Raw genomic sequence first — 13,461 nt, forward strand, 5'->3', positions numbered from 1 at the left:
TCCGGCGTCTCGCACGTGACTATGAACGGCTTCCCGAAACTCTCGCTGGGCTTCATTTCGTCGTCTTCGCAATGCTCATGCTTGTCCACGCCGTGCCAGTACTTCAAAGTTCCTAACACGCTCTAGTCTGTGCAGGAAGCGATGCGCTCTTGATAGCCTTTGGGATGCACGGTTTCGCTCTTGTCCTCACCCGCAGACCCAACGTTGTTTCGTGGCTGTTCGACGCTGGAATTCTTGCGCTGGTTTGCCATGGCTTATTGGCACTTCGGTCTGTGCTACGAGCTGGCCAGCCGGATATCGCAACATCAGGGACAACCGCGTCTTTGAGGCGGACATTGCTCGTCGTCGCCAGCGTGTCGTTGATCAACCCGGTTTCCTGGATTGATACGGTGCTTGTCATTCCTGCGGTGATGGCTGGTCGGACAGGCGTCGCGTGCAGGGCGGTCGTGGCGGGTGCAGTAACTGCGTCGCTTATCTGGTTCCTCGTGCTGACGTATGGCACGAGAACATGCCGGTCATTCTTTGAGCATCGTGCTTCGATGCAAGTACTCGATGGCACCGTGGCCTTGCTGATGTTGTCACTCGCCGCGCATCTCGTGCTAATGGGGGCATAGGCGTCATTGTCCGGCCCCCGTGCTTCGAGAGGAGGATTGCCGATCGCCAGGTGGGCCGAGTCGCTCACGCCCTTCATTGGTTCAACGCAAGGCCCGTCGAAAGAACTCAGCCTCTAGCAGGCTGTTGAAATACCTCCCGCACACGTCATCCAGGCGGGAGGGGTAAACGTTGAAACAAAGAATCGGACAACACTGAGACTGAAGCGATGCGCGGAGCGGACGGCTATACCGAGTCGATGTTCACGATGTCCAAGCTGGATGACTTTGTTCCGGCCAATCACCCGTTGCGGCCGATTCGGCTGTGGTTGAACGATGCGCTTGCACGCATGGACGCGGTCTTTTCGCGTATGTACGAGAGCGACGCGAGAGGCGGTCGCCCGAGCATCGCGCCGGAGAAGCTGATTCGGGCGCTGCTGCTGCAAGTGCTGTATTCGATTCGCAGCGAACGCATGCTGATGGAGCAAATCTCCTACAACATGCTCTTTCGCTGGTTTGTTGGCCTGGCGATGGACGACGCGGCGTGGGACCACTCCACCTTCAGCAAGAACCGCGACCGACTGCTGGTTCACGACGTCATTGTTAGCCTGTTCAACGAGACGGTCGAGACGGCGCGCGTGCGCGGTTACCTCTCCGGCGAGCATTTCAGTGTCGATGGCACGCTGATTCAGGCCTGGGCGGGACACAAGAGCTTTGTGCGCAAGGCAAAGTCGGACGACGATACGCCGCCTGACGCAGGTGCTGGCCCCCACGAGAACTGGCATGGCGAGAAGCGCAGCAACGACACGCATGAATCCAGCACGGACAGTCAGGCTCGGCTGTTTCGCAAGAGTCGTGGCACGGGCGCGATGCTTTGCTATATGGGGCACGTGCTGACGGATAACCGGTATGGCCTCGTGGTGAACGCGCAGGTAACGCAAGCCAACGGCACAGCCGAGCGAGACACGGCGGCCGAGATGCTTGCGGACGCCGCGCAGTTTGCCGATGCATCGATTACGGTAGGCGCTGATAAAAACTACGACACGGCTGGCTTCGTGGCAACGTGTCGCGCAAATGGCGTGACGCCGCATGTGGCGCAAAACGATGGCCGCGCGGGCGGTTCGGCCATTGACGGACGCACAACGCGCTGGCCCGGCTACGCCATCAGTCAGCGCAAGCGCAAATGCATCGAGCAGGTCTTTGGCTGGAGCAAGACGGTCGGCAGGATTCGGCAGGTGATGTATCGAGGGCTGCAGCGAGTTGACCAACTCTTCCTGTTGACTCAGGCGGCCTACAACTTGACTCGCATGCGCACGCTCGCCGCAAAAGCGACGTAGGAGCGAAATTCGGCGAGAAGATGACATTGGCTCCACCCGAATTGAGGGCATCCGGCATCAAATCGAAATGAACCAACCTCGCGCGACGGCTCGTTGGAACGATGAGCCGCGCATCAGTGAGGTGTATTTCAACAGCCTGCTAGAAGGTCGGCGGTGTGTTGACCCACAACACTCGCGTTGTCACGTCTGTGTCGTTGACGTAACGATGGCCGAGCTCGGAATCGAAATAGAACGAATCCCCGGTCTCGAGCACATGGGCGGAATCCTCGACAAGCAACTTCAGTCTCCCTTCAAGAACGAAGCCAAATTCCTGGCCTTTGTGAGAGATCTTTTCGTCGCTTCCGCCTTTAGGAGCGATGACATGGATGCTGGCCTGAAGCAGAAACTCCGGCCCCGACGGAACGAGCATTTCGAGCGTCACCCGGTTGCCGGTGCGTCGGTGGCCAGTGGGTAGGATACCTCGCTCGTCCTTCCGAACGACATAAACGTTTGACTCCCCTTTCTCTGCCGAAGCGAACAGGGCGCTTATGTTAATACCTAACACTTGAACGATTCGGTGCAAGGTCGCGAACGATGGCTGCGACACGTCGTTTTCGACCTTCGACAAATACCCTTCGGTCACGCCGGCCTTGCTGGCAACTTCCTTCAAGCTCATGCCCATGAGCATGCGGGTGTGTTTCAACCGGACGCCTACCTTGACCGGCATCTCGTCACTCACGGTGTTCTCCTGAGGTCTGCTCGTATATCGGGGCTCGTCTCCTGCGACCAATCGTTCCGACTGCGCGTTCGCGGTTCACGAGGATTCGGGTCACGCCTGTCAATCGGGCACTCAAAGTGTTCCACTGTGACAGGCATATTCCCCTCATGAAAGATTCTGTCCCAACAGGCACGGATTGTCTAGGCTGCTGCGGGTCATGCGGCAATCGCAGGCAAGTATATTTCCTGATGGGAATCAATGCTGCCTTTGCATATTATCTCCCAAAGAAGGGAAAGCAGAACAAATTGGACGGATGTCTTTTGGAGGCCTGCTATGCAACAAACCCCTGATGAATTGCGATATTGGCGACGACGGTTGCTTTCGTTCGTAGGCAGGGCGGAAGCCGTCGTTTTCTGCGCTATGGGGCTTTTCTTTGCCTACCGGACCGCGAAAGCGTGGCTGGTTGCCGGATGGTTGTCGGCACATCTCCGGTGACAAATCGGCATGCGCGCGCGATTGTTGGGTCCTGGGCGATCTCGACGCTTGCCATTTACAGCGCACCGGCGCCTCGTATGGCGGGTAAACACTCATGTCATTTTGCTCACAAGGAAAGTATCCTTCCTTGTGAGAATTTCAATTTCCCATTTGCTCACTTCTTCAGGTGAGCCGGCAGCGCAGCGCGTGTCGAGCCGATTTTTCCCGTGAGATCAGCAATATGAACCACAGTCAGCTTCGCCAACAGTTTCCCGTCTTCACTCGTGATACCCGTGGAACGATCTTCTTCGACGGCGCAGCCGGAACGCAGGTGACGCAGCGGGTGATCGACAAAATGGCGGATGCCATGATCGAAGACAACGCAAATCTCGGAGGGTGCTTCCCGACATCGGTGAATGCGGTTCGAAAAGTAGCGAGCGCGCGCGAGGCCTTCAAGGACTTCTTCAACGCGAACGACGCACGTGAGGTGGTTTTCGGGCAGAACATGACAACGCTGACGTTCGCATTCTCGCGAGCGATAACGCGCACACTCCAGGCTGGAGATGAGATCGTTCTGACGCGAATGGATCACGATGCGAATGTTTCGCCGTGGTTGCTTGCGGCGAAAGATCAAGGGTTGATCATTCGGTGGATCGACTTTGATCCGAAGACGTGCGAGTACAACCTTTCGAATCTCGACGAGGTCATTACGCCTCGTACGAAAGTGCTGGCAATCAACTACGCCAGCAACATCACCGGCACGATCAACGATATCGCGGCGCCAATCCGTCGAGCGAAGGAGGTGGGCGCGCTTGCCTACGTTGATGCTGTTCAGTATGCGCCACACGGCGTGATAGACGTTCAGGACCTCGGTTGCGATTTCCTCGTGTGTTCGGCTTACAAGTTCTACGGGCCGCACATCGGAATCCTGTGGGGTCGCCTGGAACTGCTCGAGCGACTGGAGTTTTACAAGGTGCGTCCGGCCAGCAATGCCGCACCCGACAAGTTCGAAACGGGCACGAAGTCACGCGAAACCATTGCGGGTGCACTCGCTGCGATCGAACACTTCGAATGGCTCGGGGAGACGTTTGGCGGCGCGACTGCCTCGTCGTCGCGTCGTGAAAGGATCGTCGCGGGTATGGCGTTCACCAAGCATTACGAAGATGAACTGGTGGCGCGCGTGATTGAGGGATTGAGCGCGTTCAGGGGATTGACCATTCACGGCATTACTGCGAAAGACAGACTTGACGGCCGCGTTCCGACGATTTCATTCAGCGTAGAGGGCGCGGATCCCGCGAAGATTGCGCAGAGCCTTGCCGAGGTGAACGTCAACGTTTGGCCTGGACACAGTTACGGCCTTGAGCCGATCGAACGGCTCGGCCTGACCAACAAGGGTGGCGTCGTGCGCGTGAGCTTTGCGCAATACAACACCATGGACGAGGTCGAGGTGTTCCTCGATCACATGCGCAAGATCCTTGCGTAATCGTGTGTCGGCCATCGCACGCGCGATGGTTGGCGAAACTTCCACGCTGATATCTAACGGACACCTGCCAAAATGCAGAGCCCCCAAACCTCTCCGACGGCCGAGGACTGGAAAGCACTCGCCGGTCGCATCGAGTTCGCGACGCAGGCATTTGTCGACGGCCAGTTCGTCAACGCCGTTTCCGGCGAAACGTTCGACACCGTCAATCCGGCAACAGGAGCCGTTCTGGCCTCGATTGCCTCATGCGGTACCCAGGATGTTGACCGCGCGGTCGAAGCCGCTCGTGCCGCCTTCAATCGTGGAGTATGGTCGCGAGTGGCGCCGGCGGAACGCAAGCGCGTTCTCCTGCGCTTGAGCCAACTGATTCTCGAACATCGAGACGAACTCGCGGTGCTGGAATCTCTTGACATGGGAAAGCTGGTCGTCGATGCGGCGACGCTGGATGTACCCGGGTCGGCAGAAGTGTTCCAGTGGTTCGCCGAGGCTCTCGACAAAGTCTATGACGAGGTCGCTCCGACCGGTGACGGCACGCTCGCCACTATCCGTCGCGAGGCGGTCGGCGTTGTCGGCGCCGTAGTACCGTGGAATTTTCCGCTAAAGATGGCGGCTTGGAAATGCGCACCTGCGCTGGCCGCGGGTAACAGCGTCATCCTGAAACCTGCGGAACAGTCGCCGCTAACGGCGCTGAAGCTCGCCGAACTGGCCGCCCAGGCTGGCGTGCCCGCAGGAGTCTTCAATGTCCTGCCTGGGTTTGGCCAGACCGCTGGCCGTGCAATCGGATTGCATCCAGACATTGATTGCGTTGCTTTCACGGGTTCGACGGAAGTTGGAAAGATGTTCCTGGGCTATTCCGGCAGCTCGAACATGAAACAGGTCTGGCTCGAGTGCGGTGGCAAGAGCCCTCTACTTGTTTTTGATGATTGCGCCGACGTGAAGGCGGCCGCCCGGGCAGCCGCGCAAGGAATCTTCTTCAATCTGGGGGAGGTGTGTTCGGCAACGTCCCGTGTGCTGGTTCAGCGTAGCGTCAAGTCCCAGTTTGTTGCTGCACTGCTGGAGGCGGCTGGTAACTACCGTCCCGGTGATCCCCTCGACCCGGCATCGACGATGGGGGCGATGGTCGACGAGGAACAGACCCAAAGAGTTTTGCGCTATATCGGCATCGGCAAAAATCAGAACCGCCTACTGATGGGTGGGGAGCGCAGTGCGGAACAGAACAGGGGCTGCCTCCTTTTCCCGACGATCTTCGACGATGTGAAACCATCCGATACGCTTGCCCAGGAGGAAGTATTTGGTCCCGTTCTCGGCGTGATCGAGTTTGAAACGGAGGAAGAAGCGATCCGAATTGCCAACGATTCGATCTATGGACTCGGTGCATCCGTGTGGACGGACAATCTGAAGCGGGCGCACCGAATCGCGGCGCGGCTGCGCGCCGGCACCGTCTCGGTGAATGCAGTTGACCAGGTTAGTGTAATGACGCCTTTCGGCGGATTCAAGCAGTCGGGTGTTGGTCGCGATCTGTCATTACATGCGTTCGACAAGTACACGGCTCTCAAGACGACGTGGTTCGACCTGAACCCCTGACAAGCCGGTGTTGCCTCATCTGAACTTCCAGCGAGCCGGATGAGGCAACGTCTTAAAGCAGACACGGATGAATTCCCTTCCAAAAATCAATCTGGATCGGCTCCAGGCAACCATCGACACGATGGCCGGAATTGGCGCCAAGGAGAACGGCGGGTGCTGCCGCATTTCCTTGACGGATGAAGACAAGCTGGGTAGGGATCAGTTTGTCACGTGGTGCCGGGAGGCGGGTTGCGGCGTACACGTGGATGCCTTTGGAAACATTTTCGCGATTCGGGCAGGCAGTCGTCCCGATAACGCGGTGGTGCTGACGGGCAGCCATCTGGATACCCAGCCCAATGGGGGCCGGCTGGATGGAATCTATGGGGTACTTGCCGGACTTGAGGTGATTCGTACGCTCAATGACCACGGCGTCCGCACCGAGCGGGCAATCGCGGTGGTGAACTGGACGAACGAGGAGGGTGCACGATTGTCCCCTGGACTGACCGGATCGAGTGGCTACGCGGGCGACCTCGACCTGTCGCTTGCCCGACGCATCGTCGCTTCGGATGGTGCACGGTTTGGCGATGAACTTGAGCGGATCGGCTACGCGGGAACATTTTCGCGGCGTGCACTCGATCCGATCGCATATGTCGAACTTCATATTGAGCAAGGGCCGGTTCTGGAACAGCACGAACGCACAATTAGTGTCGTGGAAGGAGTGCAGGGAGTTCGCTGGTATGAGGTTGAACTGCGAGGTAGTGATCGGCACGCCGGAACCACACCGATGGCAGACCGGCAGGATAGCTTTATGGCTCTCGCGCGAATCGCACAAAGTATGCGTCAAGCGGTGCTGGCGATCGACCCTGACGTACGATTTACAGTCGGACGTGTATCCGTGCAACCTGGATCGCCGAATACCGTCCCCGGGTTTTCTTCCTTTTCGATAGACCTGCGTCACCAGAGCACAGGCCTGCTAAATAGAATCGAAAACGTCCTGGCTGCAAAAGCACACGCCATTGGTATCGAAGAGGGCGTTGAAACGGCTATATGCAGGACGATGATTGTGCCTCCTATAGAGTTCGATAAAAGCATCGTCGAGACGGTCGTGTCTATAGCCCAGAGCGCGGGTTGTCCGTCGATGCGAATGAACAGCGGGGCGATGCATGACGCTTGCAGGTTGTCAAAGGTGACGCGGACAGCAATGATATTCGTGCCGTCCCGATTGGGTATCAGCCATCACGAGGATGAATGGACCGCGCCAGATGATCTTGAGGCGGGGGCGAATGTGCTGCTCCGGACGATCACATCTCTGGCCGATCAAACTGAACGTCAGCTAAATGTCGTGGCAGCGGAAGACGTCATCAGCGCGCACCCGCGGTCTCTGGAACGCTGATCCAGGCAGAGGATCGAACGTTATTTATCGAAATATTTACTTCGCAGTCCTGCGTAACATCGGAGACGGTCAACTTGTAAAGTGCTGAAGGTTTGTTTCCAGATAGAAAGTTTTAATCCTGTTAGGAAAGGTTCTTGACATTAACAAATTAGCCACTGACACTTGCGCTGTCGCTTGAAATACAGGATCGTCAACTGATCAACAGTTGACGTGTTTCTGCAGAACCTGGGGAAGCACCGTGGTCACGGACGCCGCCTCAATCCAGTTCTGTGTTCACGATACTTATTATTAAATTAATTCGTATAACGAAGCAAGAGAAAAGGAGATCGTAATGCATACGCGTCGTTCCAAGGCCCCATTTGCTGTCGCGGCTATCGTCGCCTGCGCGGCAGTGACCGCCAATGCAGACGAGGTAGTCAAGATTGGGCACGTTGCGCCATTGACCGGGGGCATCGCTCATCTCGGCAAGGATACCGAGAATGGAGCGCGCCTCGCCATTGAAGAAATCAATGCCTCGCATCTTGTTGTGGGCGGGCAGAAAGTGGTTCTGCAACTGGCCGCCGAAGACGACGCGGGCGATCCGAGGACCGCGACGCAGGTTGCACAGAAACTTGTCGATGACAAGGTCGTTGCGGTCATTGGCCATCTGACATCGGGCACTACCATTCCGGCATCCAAGATTTATAGCGATGCGGGCATCGTCGAGATTTCACCCTCTGCAACCAATCCAACCTACACCCGTCAGGGTTTCAAAACCGCTTACCGAATGGTGGCGACGGATGCACAGCAGGGGCCGGCCCTCGCGACTTATGCGGAGAAGAGCCTCCACATCAAAACGGTGGCGATCGTCGATGACGCAACCGCTTACGGACAGGGTCTTGCCGATCAGTTCGCTGATGCGGCAAAGTCACTGGGTATGAAGGTGATCTCGCGAGATGCCAGTACAGACAAGACAATCGATTTCAGGGCAATCCTGACGAAGATCAAGGGCGAGAAGCCCGACGCAATCATGTATGGCGGACAGGATGCTACGGGCGGTCCGTTCGTCAAACAGGCGCAACAGTTGGTAATTACGGTCCCCGTGCTGGGTGGTGACGGTGTCTGTACGGGCAAGCTTGTCGATCTGGCCGGTAAGGGAATCAGTCAGGTGATTTGCTCGGAAGCCGGGATGGCGCTCGAAAAGATGCCGCTAGGCGCCGCGTTTGAGAAGAAATACAACGCACGGTTCCATGTACCTATTCAGACATATTCGCCGTTTGCTTACGACGCCGTCTATGTCATCGTAGATGCGATGAAACGTGCCAATTCGACCGACCCTCAAAAAATTGCTAGCGAAATGCGAGGGACAAACTATGTGGGCGTCCTTGGCCGTACCCAGTTCGACCAATACGGTGACGTCAAGAATCCGGTTATCTCGCTCTACCACTATGTCGACGCGAATCGCACACTTCTGGACTCGGTTCGGATGTAAGTGACGTCGTGAGAGTGACCGAAAAGGGGAAATCCCCTTTTCGGTTCCGATCCGGCGACTATCTAAGCGTGTTTTTGCAGGAGTCGACCGAGTCTACTCCTCTAGCAGGGCGCCGGTTCTTCCACATTCCGTTGCAACAGTCGCTCCGACGCCTAACTGCCGTTTCTGTATAACACCGGCATGCGAGCGTTCGAGAAACCTGAAATCTCATGCTGTGCAAGTCATTGCGTTGCCTAGCGATGGTCAATGTCAGTGTGGCGCGTGCGTTATTCGTTCGAACTCTGCGCAAAATGGATATTTTCGTTCAACAAATTCTAAACGGACTCGTGCTTGGCAGTGTCTACGCCATCATTGCATTGGGCTATACGATGGTGTACGGCGTACTCGGCATCATTAACTTTGCGCACGGGGACGTGTTAATGGTGGGTGCTATGGTCGCGCTCTCCGCAATCGGCGTGTTGCAGAACCACTTCCCGGGTCTCGGGAATGTGCCAACGCTGTGCATCGCGCTGACCATCGCGGCCATTGTTTGCGCGGTAGTGGGCTACACGATCGAGCGGGTAGCTTACCGTCCGTTGCGCAAGGCACCGCGTCTCGCTCCGTTGATCACGGCGCTCGGCGTATCGATCCTGCTGCAGACGCTCGCGATGATGATCTGGTCGCGCAACCCGCTTGCCTTTCCGCAACTAATCTCGACCGATCCGATCAATGTGATCAGGACGACCGACACGAGCGTCGGCGCCGTGATTTCGCCGACCGAGATCGTGATCATCGTCATCGCGTTCCTCGTGATGGCGTGCCTGTTGCTTCTCGTGCACAAAACCAAGCTCGGCCGCAGTTTTTTGTATGTATGTATGTAAAAGGTGTTAAATTATATTATGTCAAATGACGTATTTGTCAACCAGCCACCACGGGACGCCGACGATCCCCAGTCACGATGGCGAGCTGTCCAAAGCGCGGGGCTTCCTTGTACCGCAATCGACGCCCGGATGCTGGACGATTCAGTGATCGTCAACCAAGCTGGCTCGACAATTCAATGTCAACTTTAGCGCGCGCTCACTCAGATGCTTCACGAATTACCACCCTCCACACGGGTCGGGTGCTCGTACAAGTACTTCCACTGTCCCTTGACCTTGATATACGTCTCATCCACGCGCCATCTGCTGCCGACTGCGTACTTGCGACGTCGAAATGCCTTTTCCAGAGCGGGCAGCAACTTGATCGCCCACCGGTGCACGGTTGAATGGTCGACATCGATGCCGCGTTCAGTCATCATCTCTTCCAGATTTCGCAGGCTCAGCCCATATGCCACATACCAGCGCACGCACATCAGCATGACATCGAGCGGATAGTGCAGTCGCTTCAGAACCTTCGCAAGTCCTGGGGCAAGGGCCGTTCGTGGCGTCGGTGCCTTCTTCATCATCGGGTCAGTACCGGTTCGTCAGACGCGCATTCTAGCGTCCCCGCACTAATGCGACACATCCACCTTGTCAGGTGTTCGACAATGTCGGGAATAAGCCAACGCGTTGCAGAGTGATCGTTGTCCTGCAAGGACTTGGGGATCGGCTCGAAACGTGCAGCATCCCATCATGCTACGCCTCCACGAGGAAATTCCATGGTACGGCTCCCAATCCCGCGCTCTCCCGCCTACGTGCATCCACCTCTGCGACGAGCGTCAAGCGTGGCCGTGGACTGTCTAATACAGAACCAGCATCGCATCGACCGCAGTCGTCCAGGGAACTGCCAATTGGGACGAGCGACACGAAAGCAACGAAATGCTGGCCCATAGCGCCGTAAGGCGCGCAACAACCACCGCCGTACTGCATCTGTCATAGGGAGACGGCATGCGAACTCATTAAAGTAGTCAAACACATGCGGAAACTGATGAATCAACGTGATGCTTCCAACGTGACAAATCGTCCGGCGAGCACGGGACATCAAACGGCAACTCGCGCTCCCGCTGGCGACGACCGCCGGGGATCTCGGCTGTTGCAGCCGGGCGGATCCTTGACGCCATTCGCGATCTTGCGGCCGCCCTTCTTGCTCGTGCAACCGAGATCGAGGCGGAACGCCGCATGCAGTCCGACCTTGTCGAGAGGTTGCGATCGATCGGAGTAGTCCGTATGTTCGCACCGCGCAGCCGTGGCGGACTGGGGCTGGATTTATCTTGGAGATGGAAGTGATCAGCGCGTTGGCTCGGCTCGACGGCTCAGTCGGCTGGACCGCGATGATCGGCAGTGCATCGGCCATCATGAGCCCTCGACTGCCGCGACAGACTTACGAGCTAATGTTCCCGGGACAAGTCGGACGTCATCATAGCTAGTGTCTCCACCCCCGGAGGCACCGCCGAGAGAATGCCACGCGGGTGGCGCGTCAGCGGCCGTTGGCCAGTTGTTGCCACCATGCCGACTGGATGATGGGCATCTGTGTCATGTCGGAAGGCGGAAAACCTCTCTCTGGGCCGGCGGGGATGCCGGCCCACCGTTGGTCCGGTGCGTCGCCCGGCCGGCATCAGCCTGGCAGATCGAAGACACCTGGCACGCCTTCGGCCTCAGAGGTACCGGCAGTCACCACGTAGCCCTTCAAAACGTATTCGCGCCGGAGGCCAATTTTTTCGACTTTCCAGCTGGAGAATCATGCGAACCGGGTCCGCGCTATACCAAGATTGGCGGCACCTTCAGCCGGTGCTTCTGGGGATCGTCTGCCTGGGCATCGCCGAGGGCGCGTTATCGGATGTTGCCGACCTCGCCCACAGCGGCCGGCAACAACTTCGAGCGCCGGTTCCTATGCGCGACTCGGAGAGGGTCCAGGGCGAGCTGGGTCGAATTGAGGCAGATGTGCGTGCGGCGCGGGCGGCCATGTAGGTTCAGGCGGAGAGCCACTGGCAGCACGCCCTGGCCGACACGCTGAGTGGCCAGGCCCTGTACATCCAGGGCATACAGACGGGTGTCTGGATTGCGACGATCGTTGCGAGCGCAACACATGCCTGCTTTACCCTGGCCAGCGGTGCCGCAGTATTGAATCTTCACCTCTTCAGCGGCTCTCGCCTCGAACGTCGCGATCTCCGGTCTCGCCCTGACCGCCGAGAATCTCGACCTCGTCAGCGGAGTGCAGGCTGAAGCGAGGGAGCTTGAGGGTGATGTCTATGGACTGGAGCGCGACGACCAAAAGGGCAATCGCGCCAGCAAGTCGTAATTGACCTCATTAAGACCGGTACCTGGGTGTAAGTTGGAGAAAATTTGATGAGATACGCCTTATCTTCTAAGCTAGCCTTTGGCATTTTCGATCATTTGGACGAGGACGGAAGCACCATTCGACGACAATACGCGGACCGCCTTACGCTGGCGGAAGCGTATGACCGACTAGGTTTTTACGCTTACCATCTCGCGGAGCACCATTGTTCGCCGCATGGAAGGAGCCCATCGCCGAATCTCTTTTTGTCGAGCGTCGCACAGCGCACCCGGGGACTTCGTCTCGGCCCCTGGTGATGCTCCTGAGCCTTAATCATCCGCTACGTGCGTTTGAAGAGATCTGCATGCTTGACCACTTGAGCGGTGGTAGGGTCGAGATGGGCATGGGGCGCGGATGCCTTCCGCTCGAGCTAAGTTACTTCGGGATCGATGCGGACACGGTGCCAGCACGCTATCTCGAAGCCAGCGAGATTCTGATGGAGGCGATGAGGGGGGTGCCCTTTCCTATCGGGGTCACCATTTTCAGCTAGACAATGTCCCTTTGACACTGAGGCCCCATCAACAGCCGCACCCGCCGACATGGATAGCCACCAATCGACCCGAGTCCGCCCGCTGGGCCGCTGCAAACGGCGCAAACATAGCATCCGTAGGACCTGCTTCGTTTGTTCGCAAGATTACTGACGAATACCGTGCCGAGGAAAGATACAAGACGGGCACCGACGGCCAACCATCCTTTGTCGGGTTGCTTCGCATGATTGTGGTCGGTCAATCTGCCAGTCATGCATATTCGCTCGCGGCACCTGCTTTCGAGCGATGGCTTAAAAACTTCAAATACCTGTACGACCTCAATGCGATTCCCCTTCCACCAAATCTGCCACTGAATTTAGACGCAGCAAGAGAGAGTGAATTGTGTGTAGTAGGAACAGCGGCTTTTGTGCGGCGAACTCTGCTTGATCAGTTGGAAGAGGCCAGGGCGAATTATCTTCTTTGTCAGGTCGCGTTTGGCGATCTGCCCGTGGACGCCTCACTTTTCACGGCTATGACCATTCAGTCCGAATTGATGGACCGAACTGCATAAGTGCGGCCTTCCCCACTTCTTGCCTACCGAGGCCTATCGCAGCCAGCAAGGTTGTGTCGCATTAGAGCGTGTTAGGAACTTCGATTGAGACCTGGTATCCTGGCGGGATGAAAAGAACCGACCGCAAAGGGTATCCGACAGATGTGTCGGATGAGGAATGGAGTTTCGCGGCGCCGTATCTGACGCT

The 13,461-nt window shown here is 57.3% G+C and carries 8 protein-coding genes and 6 pseudogenes; 12 read left to right on the forward strand and 2 right to left on the reverse strand.

Annotation, left to right across the window (positions count from 1 at the left end):
- The 3 genes and pseudogenes from AB4Y34_RS38765 to AB4Y34_RS38775 all read left to right on the forward strand — a co-directional run.
- Positions 1–116 (forward strand): annotated as a pseudogene (locus tag AB4Y34_RS38765) (IS5/IS1182 family transposase); the annotation flags it as partial.
- Positions 117–131: 15 nt separating this feature from the next.
- A pseudogene (locus AB4Y34_RS38770) lies at positions 132–614 on the forward strand (LysE/ArgO family amino acid transporter); the annotation flags it as partial.
- 206 nt (positions 615–820) lie between these two features.
- Positions 821–1,927, forward strand: coding sequence for an IS5 family transposase (locus AB4Y34_RS38775; protein WP_368719019.1), 1,107 nt, complete (start codon positions 821–823; stop codon positions 1,925–1,927).
- A gap of 139 nt (positions 1,928–2,066) precedes the next feature.
- Here the strand turns inward: AB4Y34_RS38775 and AB4Y34_RS38780 are convergent, their stop codons facing one another.
- The gene (locus AB4Y34_RS38780) at positions 2,067–2,645 is read right to left on the reverse strand and encodes a cupin domain-containing protein (RefSeq protein WP_309235206.1); all 579 of its coding nucleotides are present in this window, start codon (positions 2,643–2,645) and stop codon (positions 2,067–2,069) included.
- A 694-nt stretch (positions 2,646–3,339) separates the two neighbouring features.
- On the opposite strand from AB4Y34_RS38780, the gene AB4Y34_RS38785 reads away from it, so the two are divergent.
- From AB4Y34_RS38785 to AB4Y34_RS38805, 5 genes and pseudogenes are all read left to right on the forward strand, one after another.
- Positions 3,340–4,581 carry a cysteine desulfurase-like protein gene (locus AB4Y34_RS38785; protein ID WP_368719020.1) on the forward strand — a complete coding sequence of 414 codons (1,242 nt, stop codon included), beginning with the start codon at positions 3,340–3,342 and terminating at the stop codon, positions 4,579–4,581.
- A 72-nt stretch (positions 4,582–4,653) separates the two neighbouring features.
- Positions 4,654–6,162 carry an aldehyde dehydrogenase gene (locus AB4Y34_RS38790; RefSeq protein WP_368719021.1) on the forward strand — a complete coding sequence of 503 codons (1,509 nt, stop codon included), beginning with the start codon at positions 4,654–4,656 and terminating at the stop codon, positions 6,160–6,162.
- 67 nt (positions 6,163–6,229) lie between these two features.
- Positions 6,230–7,534 carry a M20 family metallo-hydrolase gene (locus AB4Y34_RS38795; RefSeq protein WP_368719022.1) on the forward strand — a complete coding sequence of 435 codons (1,305 nt, stop codon included), beginning with the start codon at positions 6,230–6,232 and terminating at the stop codon, positions 7,532–7,534.
- A 331-nt stretch (positions 7,535–7,865) separates the two neighbouring features.
- A complete protein-coding gene (locus tag AB4Y34_RS38800) occupies positions 7,866–9,005 on the forward strand; it encodes a branched-chain amino acid ABC transporter substrate-binding protein (RefSeq protein WP_368719023.1) in 1,140 nt (379 codons plus the stop codon).
- 290 nt (positions 9,006–9,295) lie between these two features.
- Positions 9,296–9,844: pseudogene (locus AB4Y34_RS38805) on the forward strand (branched-chain amino acid ABC transporter permease); the annotation flags it as partial.
- Positions 9,845–10,110: 266 nt separating this feature from the next.
- Here the strand turns inward: AB4Y34_RS38805 and AB4Y34_RS38810 are convergent.
- A pseudogene (locus AB4Y34_RS38810) lies at positions 10,111–10,425 on the reverse strand (transposase); the annotation flags it as partial.
- 1,216 nt (positions 10,426–11,641) lie between these two features.
- Between AB4Y34_RS38810 and AB4Y34_RS38815 the strand changes: the two are divergent.
- The 4 genes and pseudogenes from AB4Y34_RS38815 to AB4Y34_RS38830 form a co-directional block, all read left to right on the forward strand.
- The gene (locus AB4Y34_RS38815) at positions 11,642–11,869 is read left to right on the forward strand and encodes a hypothetical protein (RefSeq protein ID WP_176370136.1); all 228 of its coding nucleotides are present in this window, start codon (positions 11,642–11,644) and stop codon (positions 11,867–11,869) included.
- Between the two features lie 378 nt (positions 11,870–12,247).
- Positions 12,248–12,493, forward strand: coding sequence for an LLM class flavin-dependent oxidoreductase (locus AB4Y34_RS38820; protein WP_217910997.1), 246 nt, complete (start codon positions 12,248–12,250; stop codon positions 12,491–12,493).
- Between the two features lie 47 nt (positions 12,494–12,540).
- Positions 12,541–13,274, forward strand: a pseudogene (locus tag AB4Y34_RS38825) (LLM class flavin-dependent oxidoreductase).
- Between the two features lie 107 nt (positions 13,275–13,381).
- Positions 13,382–13,461: pseudogene (locus AB4Y34_RS38830) on the forward strand (IS5/IS1182 family transposase); the annotation flags it as partial.

It is taken from the genome of Paraburkholderia sp. BR10954, assembly GCF_040965775.1.
Classification (GTDB): Bacteria; Pseudomonadota; Gammaproteobacteria; order Burkholderiales; family Burkholderiaceae; genus Paraburkholderia; species Paraburkholderia youngii.